This is a genomic window from Nocardioides potassii, assembly GCF_021648885.1.
Lineage (GTDB): Bacteria > Actinomycetota > Actinomycetes > Propionibacteriales > Nocardioidaceae > Nocardioides > Nocardioides potassii.
In genome coordinates this window covers 251,871-271,716 of the sequence record NZ_JAKJHZ010000007.1, presented here as the reverse complement: position 1 = coordinate 271,716, position 19,846 = coordinate 251,871, and the positions used below count along the sequence as shown (strand labels likewise).

20 protein-coding genes are annotated in these 19,846 nt (G+C 72.0%); 11 read left to right on the top strand and 9 right to left on the bottom strand.

Going from position 1 to position 19,846, the window contains the following annotated elements; all coding sequences use genetic code 11:
- Positions 1-112 precede the first annotated feature (112 nt).
- The 4 genes from L2K70_RS12065 to L2K70_RS12050 form a co-directional block, all read right to left on the bottom strand.
- Positions 113-775, bottom strand: a complete 663-nt coding sequence (locus tag L2K70_RS12065; protein ID WP_236402214.1) for a GNAT family N-acetyltransferase — start codon at positions 773-775, stop codon at positions 113-115.
- A complete protein-coding gene (locus L2K70_RS21685; protein ID WP_236402211.1) occupies positions 742-1,245 on the bottom strand; it encodes a DUF6058 family natural product biosynthesis protein in 504 nt (167 codons plus the stop codon). Before L2K70_RS21685 ends, L2K70_RS12065 begins: the two co-directional genes overlap by 34 nt.
- The gene (locus tag L2K70_RS21680) at positions 1,227-1,826 is read right to left on the bottom strand and encodes a TMEM165/GDT1 family protein (RefSeq protein WP_236402210.1); all 600 of its coding nucleotides are present in this window, start codon (positions 1,824-1,826) and stop codon (positions 1,227-1,229) included. The genes L2K70_RS21685 and L2K70_RS21680 overlap by 19 nt, the downstream gene beginning before the upstream one ends.
- A 93-nt stretch (positions 1,827-1,919) precedes the next feature.
- A complete protein-coding gene (locus L2K70_RS12050; protein WP_236402207.1) occupies positions 1,920-2,756 on the bottom strand; it encodes a prephenate dehydratase in 837 nt (278 codons plus the stop codon).
- Between the two features lie 69 nt (positions 2,757-2,825).
- On the opposite strand from L2K70_RS12050, the gene L2K70_RS12045 reads away from it, so the two are divergent.
- From L2K70_RS12045 to L2K70_RS12020, 6 genes are all read left to right on the top strand, one after another.
- Positions 2,826-3,218 carry a DUF4446 family protein gene (locus tag L2K70_RS12045; RefSeq protein WP_236402206.1) on the top strand — a complete coding sequence of 131 codons (393 nt, stop codon included), beginning with the start codon at positions 2,826-2,828 and terminating at the stop codon, positions 3,216-3,218.
- Positions 3,219-3,415: 197 nt separating this feature from the next.
- On the top strand, positions 3,416-5,074 hold the full coding sequence (gene kdpA, locus L2K70_RS12040) for a potassium-transporting ATPase subunit KdpA (RefSeq protein WP_236402205.1): 1,659 nt from the start codon (positions 3,416-3,418) through the stop codon (positions 5,072-5,074).
- A complete protein-coding gene (gene kdpB / locus L2K70_RS12035; protein ID WP_268930487.1) occupies positions 5,071-7,176 on the top strand; it encodes a potassium-transporting ATPase subunit KdpB in 2,106 nt (701 codons plus the stop codon). Before kdpA ends, kdpB begins: the two co-directional genes overlap by 4 nt.
- 18 nt (positions 7,177-7,194) lie before the next feature.
- Positions 7,195-7,779, top strand: a complete 585-nt coding sequence (gene kdpC / locus L2K70_RS12030) for a potassium-transporting ATPase subunit KdpC (RefSeq protein WP_236402679.1) — start codon at positions 7,195-7,197, stop codon at positions 7,777-7,779.
- 4 nt (positions 7,780-7,783) lie between these two features.
- The gene (locus L2K70_RS12025; protein ID WP_236402204.1) at positions 7,784-10,309 is read left to right on the top strand and encodes an ATP-binding protein; all 2,526 of its coding nucleotides are present in this window, start codon (positions 7,784-7,786) and stop codon (positions 10,307-10,309) included.
- Positions 10,306-10,983 (top strand): response regulator, encoded by a 678-nt coding sequence (locus L2K70_RS12020; RefSeq protein WP_236402201.1) that lies wholly within the window; start codon positions 10,306-10,308, stop codon positions 10,981-10,983. Before L2K70_RS12025 ends, L2K70_RS12020 begins: the two co-directional genes overlap by 4 nt.
- Positions 10,984-11,013: 30 nt before the next feature.
- Here the strand turns inward: L2K70_RS12020 and L2K70_RS12015 are convergent, their stop codons facing one another.
- A complete protein-coding gene (locus L2K70_RS12015; RefSeq protein WP_236402198.1) occupies positions 11,014-12,588 on the bottom strand; it encodes a bifunctional phosphatase PAP2/diacylglycerol kinase family protein in 1,575 nt (524 codons plus the stop codon).
- Positions 12,589-12,647: 59 nt separating this feature from the next.
- Between L2K70_RS12015 and serS the strand changes: the two genes are divergently transcribed.
- From serS to L2K70_RS11995, 4 genes are read left to right on the top strand one after another with little or no spacing between them, the layout of a single operon-like run.
- Positions 12,648-13,916: a serine--tRNA ligase gene (gene serS / locus L2K70_RS12010; protein ID WP_236402196.1), complete on the top strand. Its 1,269-nt coding sequence runs from the start codon at positions 12,648-12,650 to the stop codon at positions 13,914-13,916.
- A complete protein-coding gene (locus tag L2K70_RS12005) occupies positions 13,906-14,808 on the top strand; it encodes an HAD family hydrolase (RefSeq protein WP_236402195.1) in 903 nt (300 codons plus the stop codon). Before serS ends, L2K70_RS12005 begins: the two co-directional genes overlap by 11 nt.
- Positions 14,790-15,611 carry an HAD family hydrolase gene (locus L2K70_RS12000; RefSeq protein WP_236402194.1) on the top strand — a complete coding sequence of 274 codons (822 nt, stop codon included), beginning with the start codon at positions 14,790-14,792 and terminating at the stop codon, positions 15,609-15,611. Before L2K70_RS12005 ends, L2K70_RS12000 begins: the two co-directional genes overlap by 19 nt.
- A gap of 10 nt (positions 15,612-15,621) precedes the next feature.
- Positions 15,622-16,194 carry a hypothetical protein gene (locus L2K70_RS11995; protein ID WP_236402192.1) on the top strand — a complete coding sequence of 191 codons (573 nt, stop codon included), beginning with the start codon at positions 15,622-15,624 and terminating at the stop codon, positions 16,192-16,194.
- A 182-nt stretch (positions 16,195-16,376) separates the two neighbouring features.
- On the opposite strand, the gene L2K70_RS11990 is transcribed toward L2K70_RS11995, so the two are convergent.
- The 4 genes from L2K70_RS11990 to mobA all read right to left on the bottom strand — a co-directional run bounded on the left by L2K70_RS11990 (position 16,377) and on the right by mobA (position 19,037).
- Positions 16,377-17,024 carry a bacterial proteasome activator family protein gene (locus L2K70_RS11990; RefSeq protein ID WP_303645863.1) on the bottom strand — a complete coding sequence of 216 codons (648 nt, stop codon included), beginning with the start codon at positions 17,022-17,024 and terminating at the stop codon, positions 16,377-16,379.
- A 100-nt stretch (positions 17,025-17,124) separates the two neighbouring features.
- A complete protein-coding gene (locus tag L2K70_RS11985; RefSeq protein ID WP_236402191.1) occupies positions 17,125-18,093 on the bottom strand; it encodes an NAD(P)H-quinone oxidoreductase in 969 nt (322 codons plus the stop codon).
- 4 nt (positions 18,094-18,097) lie between these two features.
- A complete protein-coding gene (locus L2K70_RS11980; RefSeq protein WP_236402190.1) occupies positions 18,098-18,421 on the bottom strand; it encodes a DUF6457 domain-containing protein in 324 nt (107 codons plus the stop codon).
- A 40-nt stretch (positions 18,422-18,461) separates the two neighbouring features.
- Positions 18,462-19,037, bottom strand: coding sequence for a molybdenum cofactor guanylyltransferase (mobA, locus tag L2K70_RS11975; protein ID WP_236402189.1), 576 nt, complete (start codon positions 19,035-19,037; stop codon positions 18,462-18,464).
- 32 nt (positions 19,038-19,069) lie between these two features.
- On the opposite strand from mobA, the gene L2K70_RS11970 reads away from it, so the two are divergent.
- A complete protein-coding gene (locus tag L2K70_RS11970) occupies positions 19,070-19,837 on the top strand; it encodes a carbon-nitrogen hydrolase family protein (protein WP_236402188.1) in 768 nt (255 codons plus the stop codon).
- Positions 19,838-19,846 lie beyond the last annotated feature (9 nt).

Genomic DNA, 19,846 nt, shown 5'->3' with positions numbered 1-19,846 from the left:
ACAGGCCCGGCGCCGCCGGCGTACACGTGTCCGAGACGTGGCCCCCAGACCGGCCCCACACGGGCCACTTCGCGGACACGTGTACGGCGATGGGCTCGCGCAACCCGCCCACCTAGCGCCCGCGCGTGGCCAGCCACTCGTCGCGGAGGAGGGCGTACTCGTAGGAGTCGGTCCAGCGGCCCTTCGACCAGAAGTCGCCGAGCCGGTGGACCTCGCGGCGCATGCCGAGCCGTTCGCAGAGGGCGGCGGAGCGGTCGTTGCGGGCGTCGAGGTTGGCGACGATCCGGCGCAGGCCGTAGTGCTCGAAGCCCATCTGCAGCACGGCGTTCGCGGCCTCGGTGGCGAAGCCGCGACCGGCGTGGCGGGGGATCATCGTCCAGCCGATCTCGCCCTCGCTGAGGCCGGTGCCCTGGAGGATCAGGATCGTGTCGCCGACCGGCTCGCCGTCGTGCTCGACCACCAGCCCGACGAACCGGCCGTCGCCGGGGTCCATCCGGCGGCGGACCATGTCGGCGACCTCCGCGGCGTTCATCGTGCGGGTCAGCAGCAGGCTGGCGTAGTCCTCGTCGGCCCACGCCTCGGCGAACGCCGCCTCGTCGCCTGGCTGCCATGGCCGCAGCACCAGTCGCTCGGTGCGCAGCGGCAGGTCCGGCGGCACCGGCGTGAGGTACTCCGCGCGCATCCGGTCCACCCACCGCTCCCGGCTCGTCGGGCCGCCGAACCGCAGGCGGTCGTACGCCGTCATGGGCAGCAGCAGCTCGTCGAGCCCGGCCACCGCGAGGACGCCATCGACCGCCTGGCCGAGCAGGCCGCGGCCGACCTCGTCGTGCGGGTCGCGGCGCAGCAGCCCTCGGCGCGGGTCGCGTCGGCGATCCGCTCGGTCTTGGCGATGATCCGCGCGGGCGTGACCTCGCGGAGGCAGACGTACTGGCCCGAGAGGTAGGCCGCCCACTCCTCCTCGCCGGTCGCCCGGTCGTCCCAGAAGGCGACGAACCAGTCGTGCAGCCGGTCGAGGCCGCCGGCCACCTCCGCGAGGGTGCCGTGGGTGGCGGGGACCATCGGCGTGCCGTCCGAGAGGACGTACGACGGCAGCGGCAGGCGGCCCTCGAGCATGAGGTCGATCGCCCCCGGCGCGGCGGGCACGAAGTGCTTCCGGACGTAGGCGTCGTCCTCGGGGGTCATCGGGTGGTCGCCGTTGACGGCGACGAAGCGGTCCCGGACCTGCGTCAGCGAGTCATCTCCCACACCGTCAAGGCTGCCATGAGGACGCAGACCGTCGCACCCACGTAGTGGAGGACCGCGAGCCTGACGTGCTGGAGCAGGATCCGCCCGACGATCACGGCCAGGCCGGAGACAGCCAGCAGGGCGCCCCACGCGCCGAGGAACACCGACACCGGGTCGTCGTACTTCGCGACGAGGGAGATGGTCAGCAGCTGCGACAGGTCGCCCCACTCGGCGGCGAACAGGACGAGGAAGGACGTCACGATGACCCGGAGGCCCTGCGCGGTGGACCGGGCGGCGTACTCCTCCTCGGACTCCTTCTCCTCCTCGTCGGCCGAGCGCGCCTCGCGGAACAGGATGATCGCCCCGATCACGAACATCAGCGCCGCGACGACGTGGATGAGGTCCTCCGGCAGGAACGACGCGGCCTTGCCGACGCCGACCGCCACGGCCGTCTGGACGAAGAACGCCAGCGCGACGCCGATCCAGACGAAGAGCGGTCGCATCTTCGTCGACATCACCAGCGTGGCGATGAACGTCTTGTCCGGCAGCTCGACGACGAAGATGGCGCCGAAGGCGAGGGCCACGACGAGGAGATCGATCACCGGGGGAGTCTGTCACCGGGGCTGGAGTCTCCGGACATCCGGTGACCGCAACGGTTGTCAGCCGAGATCTCGGCCGACAACCGTAGGACTCGGCTACGAAGCCCGGAAGGCGTCGGCGGGGTAGACGCCGAGCACCTTGACCTCGGTGGTGAAGAACTCCAGCTCCTCGAGGGCGTTGCGCACCGGCGGGTCGTCGGGGTGGCCGTCGACCTCGGCGAGGAACTGCGTGGCGGTGAACTGCCCGCCGACCATGTAGCTCTCGAGCTTGGTCATGTTGACGCCGTTGGTCGCGAAGCCGCCGAGCGCCTTGTAGAGCGCGGCCGGCAGGTTGCGGACGTTGAAGATGAACGTCGTCACGACCGGCCCGTTGCCACGCGGCGCCTGCTCGAAGTCGCGCGAGAGCACGACGAAGCGGGTCGTGTTGTGGTCCTCGTCCTCGATCTCCTCGCGCAGCACCTGCAGGCCGTAGATCTCGGCCGCGAGCGGCGGGGCGATGGCCGCCTGCGTCGGGTCGCCCGACTCGGACACCTCGCGAGCCGCGCCGGCGGTGTCACCCGCGACGACCGGCGTCAGCCCGAGCTCGCGGATCACGCCGCGGCACTGGCCGAGGGCGTGGACGTGGCTGTGGACCGTGCGGATCGAGTCGACGCTCGCCTCCGGCAACGCCATCAGCGAGAACTGGATGCGCAGGAACCGCTCGCCCACGATGTGCAGGTCGGACGTCGGCAGGAAGTGGTGGATGTCGGCCACCCGCCCGGCGATCGAGTTGTCGATCGGGATCATCGCGAGGTCGGCGTCGCCGGACTCGACGGCCGCGAAGGCGTCCTCGAACGACGCGCACGGCACCGGCTCCCAGTCGGGGTAGGCCTGCTGGCAGACCAGGTGGGAGTTGGCTCCGGGCTCTCCCTGGTAGGCGATGCGGCGGGTCACGGCCGCGAGTCTTCCACGCGCCGCCGTGTCCGACCGGCTCTGACCAGCCGCCGAACATAGGGTCGCCGCATGCTCGATCTGGTCGCCGTCGTCCTCGCCGCGCTGGCCTGCGTGCTGGCCGTCCTCGCCCTCCGTCGTACGACGTCACGCCCCGCCGGCGACGGCGTGGACGCGCTGCCCCAGGACGTCCACGGCCTCCGGCAGGAGGTCGCGGCCCTCCAGGCCGAGAACCGCGACGCGCTGCGGCACCTCTCGGTGGTGCGGTACGACGCCTTCGGCGACGTCGGCGGCCACCTCAGCTGGAGCCTCGCCCTGCTCGACGACGCCGGCCACGGCGTGGTGCTGACCTCCATCCACGGGCGGAGCGAGGCCCGCACGTACGCCAAGTCGGTCGCCTCCTGGTCGTGCGAGCAGCAGCTCTCGCCGGAGGAGGAAGAGGCGATCGAGCACGCGCGTCCCTGACCCGGGTCGGCGAGACCCGGGCCACACGCCCGACAAGTGCGCGTCAACCGGCGCCAAGATCGCGTCAAGACGCCGGGTGCCGGCTGTCGGCCGGTGGACGCTCGGCGCATGAGCCTCTTGTCCAGCCTCCTCGTGGTCGCGGTCGTGTGCGTCGCGCTCTACGTCCTCGCAGCGCTCGTCCTCCCGGAGCGTTTCTAGTGTCCGACACCCTTGGCGGTCTCCTCACGATCGCCCTCCTGGTGGCGCTCCTCGCCGCCGTGTACGTCCCCTACGGCGACTACATGGCGCGGGTCTACACCAGCACCACCCACCTGCGCGTCGAGCGCCTCGTCTATCGCCTCAGCGGCGTCAGCCCCGACGCCGAGCAGGGCGCACGGTCCTACGCGACCAGCGTCGTCGGCTTCAGCCTCGTGAGCATCGTCGTCCTGATGGGGATCCAGCTCGGCCAGGCCGTGCTGCCGATGGACCGCGGCCTGCCCCACGTGCCGTTCTGGATGTCGTTCAACACCGCGGTCTCCTTCGTGACCAACACGAACTGGCAGTCGTACTCCGGTGAGTCGACCTTGGGCTTCGCCGCCCAGATGGCGGGCCTGGCGGTGCAGAACTTCCTCTCCGCCGCCGTCGGGATCGCGATCGCGGTGGCCCTGATCCGCGGCTTCGTCCGCTCACGCAGCGGCTCCCTCGGCAACTTCTGGGTGGACCTCACCCGTGGCACCATCCGCATCCTGCTGCCGATCTCGTTCGTCGCGGCCGTGCTCCTCGTCGCGGGTGGTGTGGTGCAGAGCTTCAGCGACTTGACGATGCAGACGCTGGCCGGCCACTCCCAGGTCCTCACCGGCGGTCCGGTGGCGAGCCAGGAGGCGATCAAGGAGCTGGGCAACAACGGTGGCGGCTTCTTCAACGCCAACTCGGCCCACCCGTTCGAGAACCCCAGCAGCTACACCAACTTCCTGCAGGTCTCCCTGATCCTGGTGACGCCGGTGGCGCTGACCCGCACCCTCGGCACGATGCTCGGCAACCGCCGACAGGGTCTGGCGATCCTGGGCGTCATGGGCGTCCTCTACACGCTCACGCTGGTCGCCGCGACCTGGGCCGAGGTCACCGGCCAGGGCGCCGCCGCCCAGGCCGCGGGTGCTGCGATGGAGGGCAAGGAGACCCGGTTCGGCGAGTGGGCCTCGGCCCTCTTCGTGGCGTCGACCACGGCCACCTCGACCGGTGCGGTCAACGCGTCGCACGACTCGCTGACGCCAGTGGGCGGCGGAGCGGCGCTGGTCAACATGATGCTCGGCGAGATCGTCCCGGGCGGCGTCGGCGCCGGGATCTACGGCATCCTGATGATGGCGATCCTCGCGGTCTTCGTCGCCGGCCTGATGGTCGGCCGGACCCCCGAGCTGCTCGGCAAGAAGATCAGCGCGCAGCAGATGACCTACGTCGCGCTCTACACGCTCACCACGCCCGCGCTCGTGCTCGTAGGCGCGGGGGTGGCCATCGCGCTGGACCCGACGTCGGAGGCGATGGGCAACTCCGGTGGCCACGGCTTCTCGGAGGTGCTGTACGCGTTCACGTCGGCTGCCAACAACAACGGCAGCGCGTTCGGTGGCCTCACGGTCACCTCGGACTTCTTCCAGATCACCCTGGGCCTCGCGATGCTCATCGGCCGCCTGGTGCCGATCGTGCTCGTGCTGCTGCTCGCCGGCTCGCTGGCCGAGCAGGGCACCGTGCCCGCCACGGCGGGGACCCTCCCCACCCACAAGCCCCTGTTCGTCGGGATGCTGGTCGGAGTCATCGTCATCATGACCGGCCTCACCTACTTCCCGTCGCTCGCACTCGGACCGATTGCTGAGGCCCTGGTATGACCACCACCCCGAGCGCCACCATCACGCCCCCCACGCCGGATCCGCGTGAGCACCACACCCACCACACCCACCGTCCCGCCGCGGGCACCACGGTCGGCGCGCTCCTCGCCCAGGGCGGCCAGCAGCTGCCCGAGGCCCTGCGCAAGCTGGACCCGCGCCACCTGTGGCGATCGCCCGTGATGTTCCTGGTGCTCCTCGGCTCCGCGGCGACCACCGTCGCCGCGGTCGCCGACCCCGGCGTCTTCACGATCTCGATCACGGCCTGGTTGTGGCTCACGGCCGTCTTCGGCAACCTCGCCGAAGCGGTCGCGGAGGGCCGCGGCAAGGCGCAGGCCGCGTCGCTGCGCGCCACGCGCACCGACACCGTCGCCCGCCTCCTCGCCGACGACGGTTCCGAGAGCGAGGTCCCCGCGACCCAGCTGGAGGTGGGCGACCGGGTCGTCGTCGAGGCCGGGGAGGTGATCCCGGGCGACGGCGACATCGTCGAGGGCATCGCCTCGGTCGACGAGTCCGCGATCACCGGCGAGTCGGCCCCGGTGATCCGGGAGGCCGGTGGTGACCGCAGCGCCGTCACCGGAGGGACGCGCGTCCTGTCCGACCGCATCGTCGTACGGGTCACGGCTGCCGCGGGCGAGACGTTCCTCGACCGGATGATCGCGCTCGTCGAGGGCACCTCGCGCCGCAAGACGCCCAACGAGATCGCGCTCTCGATCCTGCTGGCGAGCCTCACCCTGGTGTTCCTGGCCGCGGTCGCGACGCTCGCCCCGATGGCTCAGTACGCCGGCGCGCCGCAGGACGTCGTCGTGCTCGTCGCCCTCCTGGTCTGCCTCATCCCGACGACGATCGGGGCCCTGCTCTCGGCCATCGGCATCGCGGGAATGGACCGCCTCGTGCGCGTCAACGTCCTCGCGATGTCCGGCCGCGCGGTCGAGGCCGCTGGTGACGTCAGCACGCTGCTGCTCGACAAGACCGGCACGATCACCTACGGGAACCGGCAGGCCAGCCGGTTCGTCGCGGCGCCGGGGATTGGCGCCGACGAGCTGCGCGACGCGGCACGGCTCTCCAGCATCGCCGACCAGACCCCCGAGGGCCGGTCCGTGGTCGACCTCGCGCTCACGCAGGGTGCCGACGACAGGGACCTGCCGACCGGCGCGACCTTCGTCGAGTTCACCGCACAGACGCGGATGTCCGGCGTCGACCTCTCCGACGGGACGGAGGTCCGCAAGGGTGCGGGCTCGGCGATCGCGGCCTGGCTCGGGGCCGAGCAGCCCGCGGAGGTGCACGACATCGTCGAGGAGATCTCCCGAGCCGGAGGCACCCCGCTGGTGATCGGCCGCAAGGACCGCCACGGCGCCGGGCAGGTGCTCGGCGTGATCCACCTGAAGGACGTCGTCAAGGCAGGCATGGCCGAACGGTTCGCCGAGCTCCGCTCGATGGGCATCCGGACGGTCATGATCACCGGCGACAACGCCCTCACCGCTCAGGCGATCGCCAAGGAGGCCGGTGTCGACGACTTCCTCGCCGAGGCCACGCCCGAGGACAAGATGGCCTACATCCACCGTGAGCAGGAGGGCGGTCGGCTCGTCGCGATGACCGGCGACGGCACCAACGACGCACCGGCGCTCGCCGCCGCCGACGTCGGCGTGGCCATGAACAGCGGTACGGCCGCCGCCAAGGAGGCCGGCAACATGGTCGACCTCGACTCCGACCCGACCAAGCTCATCGACATCGTCGAGATCGGCAAGCAGCTGCTCATCACCCGAGGTGCCCTCACGACCTTCTCCATCGCCAACGACGTCGCGAAGTACTTCGCGATCATCCCTGCGATGTTCGTCGTGGCCTACCCCTCGCTGGACAAGCTCAACGTGATGGACCTGGCGACCCCCCAGTCGGCGATCCTGTCGGCGGTGATCTTCAACGCCCTCGTCATCGTGGGGCTCATCCCGCTGGCGCTGCGCGGGGTGCGCTTCCGTGCTGCATCCGCGACCTCGGTGCTGCGCCGCAACATCCTGGTGTTCGGGCTCGGCGGGATCGTCGTGCCCTTCGTCGGGATCAAGCTCATCGACCTGGTCGTGTCCACCCTCCCCGGACTCGGCTCCTAGAAGGACCTGGTGACCCACATGCTCACTGACCTCTCCCGGCAGTCCCTCGCCGGTCTCCGCCTCCTCCTCGTCATGACCGTCCTCACCGGTGTCCTCTACCCGGCCGCCGTGTGGGCCGCCGGACAGGGCTTCGGCGACCGGGCGGACGGATCTCCGGTCCGCGTGGACGGCCAGGTGGTCGGGTCCCGCCTCCTCGGCCAGCAGTTCGAGGGCCAGGAGTGGTTCATGTCGCGCCCCTCCGTCAACGACTACGACACGCTCGCCTCGGCACCGAGCAACCTCGGCCCGCTGAGTCCCGACCTCGTCGCGAGCATCGAGCAGCGCAGGTCCGAGGTCGCCGCCCGCGAGGGCGTCGACGAGTCCGAGGTGCCCGCCGACGCGGTCACCGCGTCCGGCTCCGGTCTCGACCCGCAGGTCTCGGTGGCGTACGCCAACCTGCAGGCGCCCCGCGTGGCGAGGGCCAACGGCCTGCCGCTCGGTGACGTCGAGGACCTGATCGCCGACGCCACGACGGGTCGCGGGTTCGGGTTCCTCGGCGAGCCGGCGGTCAACGTGCTCGAGCTCAACGTGGCCCTCGCGGCAGCCGCCCGTGGTGGAGACTGATCGCATGGACAGAGGGCGCCTCCGCGTCTACTTGGGCGCGGCCCCGGGCGTCGGCAAGACGTACGCGATGCTCGACGAGGGGCACCGTCGCCTCGACCGCGGGACCGATGTCGTCGTCGGCTACGTCGAGACCCACGGCCGCCCCAGGACGGAGAAGGCGCTCGAGGGCCTCGAGGTGGTGCCACGGCGCTCGGTCGAGCACCGCGGCACGACCATCGAGGAGATGGACCTGGACGCCATCCTCGATCGGGCGCCCGCGGTGGTGCTGGTCGACGAGCTCGCGCACACCAACGCGCCCGGCAGCGCCCACGAGAAGCGCTGGCAGGACGTCGAGGCCCTGCTCGACGCGGGCATCAAGGTCATCACGACGGTCAACGTCCAGCACCTCGAGTCGCTCAACGACGTGACCGAGTCGATCACCGGGGTGCGCCAGCGGGAGACGGTGCCGGACCACGTGGTCCGGTCGGCGGACCAGATCGAGCTCGTCGACATGAGCCCGCAGGCGCTGCGGCGCCGGATGGCGCACGGCAACATCTACACCGCCGACAAGATCGACGCCGCGCTGTCCCGCTACTTCCGGGAGGGCAACCTCACCGCCCTTCGGGAGCTGGCCCTGCTCTGGCTGGCCGACCGCGTCGACGAGGGTCTCGAGCGCTACCGCGACCAGCACGAGATCGACTCCACGTGGGCGACCCGCGAGCGCATCGTCGTACCCGTCAGCGGTGGGCCGGAGTCATCGACCCTCATGCGGCGGGCCGCCCGGATCGCCACGCGCCGATCGGGCGGTGAGTGGCAGGCGCTCTACGTCACCCGTCAGGACGGGCTCACCGGGACCTCGCCGGACCGGCTGGCCGAGCTCGCCGCGAAGGCCGAGGATCTGGGTGGCACCTTCCACACCGTCGTCGGGGACGACCCCGCCGACGCCATCCTGTCCTTCGCCCGCGCCGAGAACGCCACCCAGGTCCTCATCGGGGCGAGCCGTCGCGGCCGGGTGTCGACCCTGCTGAGGCCGGGAGTGGGCGAGCGGGTGGTCAGCGGGTCGGGCGACATCGACGTGCACATCGTCACGCACGACTACGCCCGCCGGTCGGCCGCGAGGCCGACGGTCGACAACCTCGGCACTCGCCGTCGTGTGGCCGGGATCGTCTTCGGCGTGGTCGCGCCGGTGGTCCTCAGCGGCCTGCTCTACCTCACCGCCGACCTCCACGGACTCCCCATCGAGGCGATGTCGCTGATGGTCGTGGTCGTGGCGACGGCCCTCATCGGGGGGCTGTCCGCGGCTGTCGTCGCGGCGCTCGTGAGCGCGATCCTGCTCAACTACCTGTTCACCCCGCCGCTCTACACCCTCACCATCGCCGAGCCGGAGAACGTCGTCACGATCGCGATCTTCGTCGCGGTCGGCATCGCCGTCGCCAGCGTCGTCGACACCGCTGCCCGCCGCACCGCCCAGGCGCGTGCCGCCCGGGCCGAGGCCGATGCGCTGACCGTGCTCGCCCACAGCCTGCTGACCTCGGGCGACGACGTGGAGGGCCTCCTCTCCTCGGCGTGCCGGCTCTTCGGCGCGGCCGGCGCGGCCGTCGTACGTCGGAGCGGCACGGGTGAGGAGGAGGTCGTGGCGAGCTGTGGACTGCCGCCGTCCTCCGTGGACCGGGCGGACATGGTGGCTGCGATCGATGGGAGCAGCACGCTGGTGCTCTCCGGTGCGCGGCTCCCGGCGTCGGACCGCGGCCTGCTCAACGCCTATGCCGCCTACGCCAAGGTGATGGCCGATCGGCGGCGAGCGACCGAGGCCGAGGTGGAGCGCTCGCGGCTGAAGGAGGCCGACCGGACGCGTACGGCGCTGCTCGCCGCTGTCTCGCACGACCTCCGCAACCCCCTCGCGGCGGCCAAGGTCGCCGTCGCAAGCCTCCGCTCGACCGACGTCACCTTCTCCCCCGAGGACCGCGCGGAGCTGCTCGAGACGATCGAGGAGTCCACCGACCGGCTCATCGCCCTGGTGGCCAACCTGCTCGACATGAGCCGGATCCACACCGGCTCCGTGAGCCCCGTCCTGGTCGAGGTCGACCTCGCCACCGCCGTGCGGAGCAGCATCGCGCCGCTCGCGGGCGGTGAGCGCATCGAGGTGGCGGTGGATCCCGAGGTCGTGGTGCTCGCCGACGCAGGCCTCCTCGACCGGGTGCTGGCCAACATCTGCGAGAACGCGCTCAAGTACACCCCGGCGTCGGCGCAGGTGCGGGTGGACGCCACGACGGCGCGCGACCGGGTCGTGCTGCGGATCGCCGACACCGGGCCGGGCGTCCAGGACCACGACCAGCAACGCCTGTTCGCGCCGTTCCAGCGGCTCGGCGACGTGCCCCAGCAGGACGGTGTCGGCCTCGGTCTCGCGGTGGCCCACGGTCTCGTGGAGGCGATGGGGGGCACGATCGCCACCGAGGAGACGCCGGGCGGGGGACTGACGTTCGTCGTGGACCTGCCGGCACCCGCACACCAGGCCGGCCGGCTCCCGCAGACCCGCCAGGAGGCGTCGTGACCTTCGTGCTCGTGGTCGACGACGACCCCGCGATGCGGCGCACCCTGTCGATCAACCTCCGGGCACGCGACTACGAGGTGGAGACCGCGGGCGACGGACGCTCGGCGCTCCAGGTGGTCGAGGAGCGGATGCCCGACGTCGTGCTCCTCGACCTCGGCCTGCCCGACCTCGACGGCATCGCGGTGCTCACGCAGCTGCGCTCGTTCACGCAGGTGCCGGTCATCGTCGTGTCGGCCCGCTCGGAGTCCGACGACAAGGTCGAGGCGCTCGACCTCGGTGCGGACGACTTCATCACCAAGCCGTTCAGCATCGAGGAGCTGCTCGCCCGGGTCCGGGCGACGTCACGCCGCGTGGGCCGCGAGGAGCCGGACCTCGTGGTCGAGGTCGACGGACTCCGCCTCGACGTCACGGACTCCCGCGCAACCCGGGACGGGGCGGAGATCCACCTGACGCCGATCGAGTGGAAGCTCGTCGAGGTGCTTGCCCGGCACCGCGGTCGGCTGGTGCGGCAGGCGGAGCTGCTGACCGCGGTCTGGGGACCGGCGTACGACACGCAGACCAACTACCTCCGGGTGCACCTGGCGAGCATCCGGCGCAAGCTCGAGGCCGACCCGTCCCGCCCGGTGCTCTTCGTCACCGAGCCCGGGATGGGCTACCGCTTCACTGCCGGCTGACCTGTCGTCACAGCGCGGGCGGGGGACACCTCAGCGAGGGACGCGGACCAGCAGGCGGCCGTGGATGCACTCCATCGACAGCTCGCGTCCCTCGCCGACGGAGTCGCCGTCGAGCTGGCGGGGCGTGTCGGTCGACGCCTTGATGCGCACGCGCGAGCCGGTACGGCGGTCGAGGGTCTCGTCGACGACCGGGCTCTTGCGCAGCACCCGCATGGCGACGGTGATCCAGGCGAGGAACTGGCGCGGGTGGATGATCACCACGTCCAGGATCCCGTCGTCGATCGTGGCGTCGGGCAGCAGGGGCATGCCGGCCTGCAGGAAGCCGACGTTGCCGACGACGACCGTGCGTGCCCGGTGCGTCGTGGGCTCCTCGTCGTCGATCTGGATCTCCACCTTGATCGCGGGGAACATCAGCGACCGCAGGCCGGAGACGACGTAGGCCACCCAGCCGATCTTCTTCTTGATGTCCTCGTTGACGCCCTCCATGATCGCGGCGTCGAAGCCCATGCCGGCCATCACCATGAAGTGGGTGTCCTCGAGCCCGTCGCCGCCGACCTTCACCAGGTCGATCGCCCGGTCCTGGCCGTTGAGGGCGACGTCGACGGCCGAGCGGATGTAGAGCGGGATGTCGAGGTTGCGGGCCAGCAGGTTGCCGGTGCCCGCGGGGATGATGCCGACCGGGATGCCGGTGCCGGCGAGCTCGGCGCAGACCTCGCGCACGGTGCCGTCGCCGCCGCACACGATGACGAGGTCGGCGCCGGACACGGCCGCCTTCTCGGCCATCCCGGTGCCCGGGTCCTCGACGGTCGTGTACTGCCAGGTCGGCTCGGACCAGCCCGACTCCTTGGCCATCGCGCTCACGAGCGAGCGGAACTGGCCGACGTCCTCCACCTTGATCGGGTTGAGGATCACCGCGAGGCGGCGCTCGCTGGTGAAGACCTCCGGCAGCGGGTCGGCCTTGGCGGCGGTCGACCGGGGGCGCGGGTCGATCACCGCGAGGGCGAGCAGGAACACACCGATCCCGAGCAGCGACCCTCCGATCACGTCGCTGGGGAAGTGGCGCCCGAGCAGCATCCGGTCGAAGCACACGAGCAGCCACCATCCGACGGCCAGCGTGATGCCGAGCCGGCGCAGGCTCGCGCGGCGCACGAAGATGACGAGCAGCATCACCAGCAGGGAGGCGTACGCCGCTGTCGACGACGCGTGCCCGGACGGGAAGCTGAACGAGCTGAGCAGGCCCAGCTTGTCCTGCCAGTCGGGCCGGTCCCGGCCCAGCCAGACCTTGAGCAGCGACGTGGCCACGGAGGTCACCGTCATCACCACGACGACGAGCAGGGCGGCCCAGCGGTGCCGCCGGACGAGCAGCCCGAGCGCCAGGACGACGGTCAGGACGGTCATGCCGATCGTGCCGAAGGCCTCCTCGACTACCCGCAGGAAGTCGATGAAGAGGGACGAGTCGTCCGCCCAGTCCTCGAGCCGCTTCCCGGAGACGTCGAAGCCGTCCAGCGGCGCCCGGTCCTGGGTCACGAGGTACCCGAGGACCGAGAAGAGCGCCACGGCCAGGAAGCCCAGGCCGAAGGAGCGGGTGCGGGAGGCGGGGGTCACCCGCGCAGTATGCCGAAACCGATTCCGCTGCCCCACGCCCGGACGGATAGCCTTCGTTCGTGATCGACCCTCGCCTCCTCCGTGACGACCCCGACCGCGTCCGCGCCGCCCAGGCCAAGCGTCGGCTGTCCGACGACGTGGTGGACACGGCCCTCGCGGCGGACTCCGCCCGGCGCCAGGCGATTGCCGACTTCGAGTCCAAGCGGGCCGAGCAGAAGGCCCGCGGCGCCCTCGTCGCGAAGGCGCAGGGCGAGGAGAAGCAGGCCCTGCTCGCGGAGGTGAAGGAGCTCGCCGCCGCGGTCAAGGAGGCCGAGGCCGCCCGCGCCGCCGCCGAGGCGGCCTGGGACGACGCGATCCGCGCGATCCCCAACATCGCCGACGAGGACGCCCCCGCCGGCCTGGAGGACGACTACACCGTCATCGAGCAGGTCGGCACGCCGCGCGAGTTCGACTTCGAGCCGCGCGACCACGTCGAGCTCGGCCAGCTGCTCGGCGCCTTCGACCTCGAGCGCGGCGCCAAGGTCTCGGGCTCGCGCTTCTACTTCCTCACCGGCGTCGGCGCGCAGCTCCAGCTGGCGCTGGTCAACATGGCGATGGACCAGGCCCGCGCGGCCGGCTTCGTGCAGGCGGCGGCCCCCTCGCTCGTACGGCCCCGCGCGATGGAGGGCACCGGGTTCCTCGGCCAGGCGGCCGACGACGTCTACCGGATCGAGGGCGAGGACCTCTACCTCGTCGGCACCTCGGAGGTGCCGATGGCGGCCTTCCACTCCGACGAGATCCTCGACCCCGCCTCGCTGCCGCTGCGCTACGCCGCCTTCAGCCCGTGCTTCCGCAAGGAGGCCGGCTCGCACGGCAAGGACACCCGCGGGATCTGGCGCGTGCACTGGTTCGACAAGGTCGAGATGTTCGTCTACACCACGCTCGAGGAGTCCTACGCCGAGCACCAGCGGCTCCTGGCGTGGGAGAAGGAGTTCCTCGACAAGCTCGAGCTCTGCTACCGCGTGATCGACACCGCTGCCGGCGACCTCGGCCTGAGCGCCGCGCGGAAGTTCGACTGCGAGGCCTGGATCCCGACCCGCAACGGCTGGGGCGAGCTGACCTCGACCTCCAACTGCACCGAGTTCCAGGCCCGGCGCCTCGACGTACGCACCCGCGTCGACGGCTCGACCACCCCGGTCGCGACCCTCAACGGCACCCTCACGGCGGTCACCCGCGCGATCGTCGCGATCCTCGAGACCCACCAGAACGAGGACGGCTCGGTCACCCTGCCGCAGGCGCTGCGCCCCTACATGGGCGGCGTGGAAGTGCTGAAGCCCCTTGGAGACTGAGCCGCGAGCGCAGCGAGCCGCTCAGTCTCCTGAGGACCGCTCGAACCCCAACCACTCCGCCGACTGGACCCCCAAGGTCGTCGCGCTCGACATCGACGGCACCCTGCTCAAGTGGGTCGACGGGCAGACCGAGGACTACGAGACCATCACGGCACCGGTCCACGACGCGGTGCACCGTGCGCTCGACGCCGGCGCGCACATCGTGCTGTCGAGCGGCCGGTCCCCGCACGGGATGACGCGGATCGCCGACCTGCTGCACCTCCCGCGCGAGGGCGCCGACCGCCTCTGGGTCGTCGCGTCCAACGGCGCGGTGGTGTTCCGCTACCCGCCGATGGAGGTCGTGCACGAGGAGACCTTCGACGCCGCCCCGGCCGTCGCGGCGGTGCTGGAGCACCACCCCGACGCGCTCGTCGCCGTCGAGGAGCGCGAGGTCGGCGGCTACCGCGTCAACCGGGTGTTCCCGGAGGGCGAGCTGTCCGGCGAGCAGGTGATCACGCGGGTCGAGGACATCGTGGGCGAGCCGGTCAGCCGCGTCATCATCCGCGACCCCGAGGCCACCGCCGACGACTTCATCGAGCTGTCGGCCAGGCTCGGCCTGCACGGCACCGACTACGTCATCGGGTGGACCGCCTGGATGGACCTCTCGCCCGTCGGCGTCTCGAAGGCGTCGGGCCTCCAGCACGTGTGCGACGCCATCGGCGGCCTCACCGCGGCCGACGTGCTCGCGATCGGCGACGGCCGCAACGACATCGAGATGCTCCGCTGGGCCGGCCGCGGCGTCGCGATGGGCCAGGCCGTCGACGAGGTGAAGGCGGCCGCCGACTTCGTCACCGACTCCGTCCACGACGAGGGCGCGGCGGTCGAGATGTCGCGATGGTTCCCGCCTCGCTGAGCGGGGCCCGGCCCCGCCTGGTCGCGACCGACCTCGACGGGACCCTCCTGCACGCCGACGGGACGGTCACCGACCGCACGCGCGCGGTGCTCGACGAGCTCGACGAGCGTGGCGTGCCCGTCGTCTTCACCACCGGGCGCCCGGTCCGCTGGATGGAGCAGCTCTGGGACGCCGTCGGCGGCCACGGACTGGCGATCTGCAGCAACGGCGGGATCGTGTACGACGTCGCCGAGCGGCGGGTGCGCGACTTCAGCGCGGTGCCCCGCGCGGTCGGCCTGGAGGTCGCCGACCTGGTGCGCGCCGCCGTACCGGGGACGACGTTCGCCATCGAGCACACCTCGGGCTGGGCGCGCGAGGACGGGTTCCCCCGCCACCCCGACGACACCGAGACGGTCCATGAGGGCCCGTGGGAGTCGATCTACGTCGACGACGTGGTGAAGGTGCTGGTCGTGCACCGCGACCTGGACCCTGAGGAGTTCTGGCGCCGGGTCGACGCGGCCGTCGGCGAGCTGGTGACCACGACGTGGTCCTCGACCTTCGCCCTCGTCGAGATCAGCGCCGCGGGCGTCACCAAGGCGACCACGCTGGAGCGCATCGCCACCGAGCTGGGGGTCGGCCGGGAGGACGTCGTGGCCTTCGGTGACATGCCCAACGACCTGCCGATGCTGGAGTGGGCCGGCCTGTCCTACGCGATGGAGAACGCCCACGACTCCGTGCGCGACCTCGCCGACCACCTCGCGCCCCCCAACGACGAGGACGGCGTCGCCACGGTGCTCGCCGACCTGTTCGGGCTGGATCGCTAGGGTGTCGATCGTGTTCCGAGCCGTCCGCCTTGCCGCAGCCCTGCTGCTGACGTGCCTCGGGCTCGTGCTCACGGTGAGCGCCCCGGCGTCCGCGGACTGCACCTGCAAGCAGGCAGGCCTGGACAAGCAGGTGGCCAAGGCGGACCTGGTCTTCGTCGGCACGGTCGACAAGGTCGAGGGGCAGGGCAACGGCTTCCTCTACGAGATCACCGCCAGCCGCACCTACCAGGGCTCACCCGACCGGAAGACCGAGATCCTCTCGGCCGGCGGCCGGGACGCCTGCGGCCTGGGTGAGCTCGGGGTCGGGACCAGCTACATCTTCTTCGCGACCGGCACCGAGACGCCGTACGCCGCCGACGCCTGCGGTGGCAGCGGCCCCGCCAACCCGACGAAGATCGACAAGGTCGAGGCCGTCCTCGGCGCCGGCACCGCGGTCGAGCCGCCACCTCCGCCGACGGCGCAGCGCACCAAGGTGGAGCAGTCGCCGCCAGCGGGCTTCGCCCGGGCCGCCGCGCCGGGGGCCGCGGCCGTCCTCGTCGGCCTCCTCGGCCTGGTCGTCGTACGCCGCCTGTCCCGCGCCTGACCGCCGGTGGTCCCCATCAGACGGGCTGCCGCGATCGGTCATCGGCGCCCCGTCCGGCTCCCGCGCCCCCGCGGCGTAGTCCGTATCAATCGTCACCCTGCACGACCTGGCGAGATGAATTCTGATGCGGACTACACCGGGCCGGGACCGCGTCCGGAGCACGCCGTCGGCCGGGGTGGGTGTCAGAGGTACATGCCGTTGGCCGGCCCGTTGGACTCGTCGGGCTCCGGCTGCTGGCCGCCGGGCATGTTCGGCATCCCGACGGGCTGTCCCTGGCCGTGCGGGCCGCCCTGGCCGGCGGGGAGTGCGCGCCGGATCTGCTCGAGCTGGGCGCGCGAGGCCATCTGCTGGGCGTAGATCGCGGTCTGGATGCCGTGGAAGAGGCCCTCGAGCCACCCGACGAGCTGGGCCTGCGCGATCCGGAGCTCACCCTCGGACGGGGTGCTGTCGTCGGTGAACGGCAGCGACAGGCGGTCGAGCTCCTCGACCAGCTCGGGCGCGAGGCCCGACTCGAGCTCCTTGATGGAGGCCGCGTGGATCTCCTTGAGGCGCTGGCGGCTGGCCTCGTCGAGCGGCGCCGCCTTCACCTCCTCGAGGAGCTGGCGGATCATGCTGCCGATGCGCATCACCTTCGCCGGCTGCTCGACCAGCTCGGTGATGTGGCGCTCGCCGCCCCCACCGTCGCCGTCGCCGTCCCTGTCGGAGTCCTGCGCCATCTCGGGCAACGCGCTCGCCGGGATCGTGCCGATCGGCTGGCCGTCGGGGCCGACCACGACGACGACGTCCTCCCCCCGGGAGTCGGTGGACTCGGGCTGCTGCTGCTCGGTCATGGATCCACCCTAGTTCGGGCGGCCTGAGCCCCTTCGAGCGGTGCGTGAGGGGGATTCCAGGGCGGCAGAAGCCGCGTCACGCACCGCCCCACGACGGACCTCAGAGGGTGAGGACGATCTTCCCGGAGTGGCTGCCGTCCTCCATCAGCTGGTGGGCGCGGGCGACGTCCTCGAGCGGCATCGTCGTCTCGACGATCGGCCGCACGGCGCCTGCTGAAACGAGGGGCCAGACGTTCTCGACCACGCCGCAGCAGATGACGGCCTTCTCCCCGACGGGCCGGGCGCGCAGGGAGGTCGCGGTGACCGAGGCGCGCTTGCGCAGGAGGGCGTTGATGTCGAGCTCGCCCTTGGCGCCGCCCTGCATGCCGATGATCACGAGGCGCCCGCCGGTGGCGAGGGCCGTGACGTTGCGACCGAGGTACTTCGCGCCCATGTTGTCCAGGATCACGTCGGCGCCGCCGGCCTCGGAGAGCACCTCGACGAAGTCGTCCTCGCGGTAGCTGATCGCGTGCGCCGCTCCGAGCGAGCGGCACAGCTCGAGCTTCTCGGGCGACCCGGCGGTCGCGAAGACCTCCGCGCCGCGGGCCGCCGCGAGCTGGATCGCCATCGTGCCGATGCCGCCCGCGCCGCCGTGGACCAGGAACCGCTCGCCCTTCGTGAGGTGCGCGGTCATGAACACGTTGGACCAGACGGTCGCCGCGACCTCGGGCAGGCAGGCCGCCTCGACGAGCGAGACGCCGCCGGGGACCGGCATGACCTGCCCGGCCGGTACGGCGACCCGCTCGGCGTAGCCGCCGCCCGCGAGCAGTGCGCACACCTCGTCGCCCACGGACCAGCCGGTGACGCCGTCGCCGACCTCGGCGACCCGGCCGCTGCACTCGAGGCCGATGGTGTCGGACGCGCCCGGCGGCGGCGGGTAGAACCCCTGTCGCTGCAGGGTGTCGGCGCGGTTGACCGCGGTGGCGACGACCTCGATGACCACCTCGCCGGAGGCGGGGCGGGGCGCATCGACCTCACCGACGGACAGGACCTCGGGACCGCCGGTGCCGGCGGCGACGACTGCTCGCACGCGCTCAGTCCTCGTAGCGGTCGGTGGAGTGGTCGACCGTGGAGTCGTCGGGCACGTCGTCGTCCACGTCGTCAGGGTCGCGGGCATCGGACGGCCGGTCCCAGTTCTCCGCGAGCTGCTGTGCCTTGGCCGCCAGTCGCTCGACCTGCTCCGGGTCGAGCCCACCGGCCCCCGCGGCGAAGCCGAGCACGTAGGCGGTGATGGGAGCGGCGGTCCGCTGCACGTTGTGCGCGGCGACGCGGGCGAGGTCAAGGATCAGTCCTTCGTCGACCTCGGTCTCGACGTCGAGCACGTCGGCCAGCTCATCGATCCAGTCGTGAAGGTTCACGAAGCCCATCTTGCTCACGCACACCGCCGTGCGGCAAGGCTCACCCGCCCAGGTCGCGCAGGTCCGCCCACGAGTCGATGTCGACCGCCTCGTCGCCGGTGGCCGGCACGAGCGCGAGGTCGAGCGGCGCGAGCAGGCGGTGCAGCGCCATGCCGTGCTGCTCCTCGTGCCCGGGACGTACGGCGGCCAGGCGGGCCGCGTCGAGCACGCCGGCCAGCTGCCGGCGCCCGTCGGCGCCCACCAGGAACGCGCCGTCCCGCCCGGCCGCTGCCTCGCGCAGGCGTCGTACGGTCGCCGGGGTCACGCGCGGCATGTCGACGGCGAGCACACCGACGTGCGCCGGCCGGCGCAGCAGCGCATCGAGACCGGTGAGGAACCCGGCGACCGGGCCGCCGCGGGGCGGGTCCTCGCACACGAAGGTCACCGGCCGCTCGGTCGGCACGCTCGCCGGCGCGACGACGACGACCTCGTCGGCGTCGAGGAAGGCGTCGACCGCGAGCTCGAGCAGCGTGCGGCCGTGCAGCTCGACCGAGGCCTTGTCGATGCCGTCCATCCGCGCCGCCGTCCCGCCCGCGAGCACCACCCCGCAGAAGCCGCCGGTGAGGTCGAGGTCCATGGCGGCAGTCTCGCAGCCCTACGCTGGGCCTCATGGGTGACCAGCTGCGCGTCCGCGTGCACCAGTGGGCGAGCGGGCTCGACCCCGCCGCCAACCGGGCCCGTCTGGCCCAGGGCGTCACGCCCGGCGCCGACCTCGTGGTCCTTCCCGAGGCGTTCGCGCGCGACTTCGGGGAGGCGGGCTCCGACGTCAGCGAGTTCGCCGAGCCGGTCGACGGCCCGTTCGCGAGCGAGCTCGCCCGGGTGTCGTACGACGCCTCGTGCACGACCGTGGCCGGGATGTTCGAGGTCTCCGAGGACCCGGCGCGCCCCCACAACACCCTCGTCGCCGCCGGAACGGGGAGCGCGACCTACCGCAAGATCCACCTGTACGACTCCTTCGGCTACCGCGAGTCCGACCGGATCAGCGGCGGCGCGACCGAGCCCGTGGTGGTGGAGGTCGCGGGGTGGCGGGTGGGGCTGATGACCTGCTACGACCTGCGCTTCCCCGAGCTCGCGCGCAGCCTCGTGGATGCGGGCGCCGAGGTCATCGTCGTACCCGCGGCCTGGCTGCCCGGCCCCCGCAAGGTCGAGCACTGGCGCACGCTCCTCGCGGCCCGGGCGATCGAGAACACCTGCTTCGTGGTCGGCGCCGCCCAGCCGGAGCCGCGCTACTGCGGGCACTCGGCGGTCATCGGTCCGATGGGCGAGGTGCTGGGCGAGGCCGCCGGCGGCGAGGCGACGTTCGAGGCCGTCCTCGACCGCGACGACCTGCTCGCGACCCGTCGTACCAACCCGTCCCTCGCCAACCGCCGGCTGTAACCTCCTCGG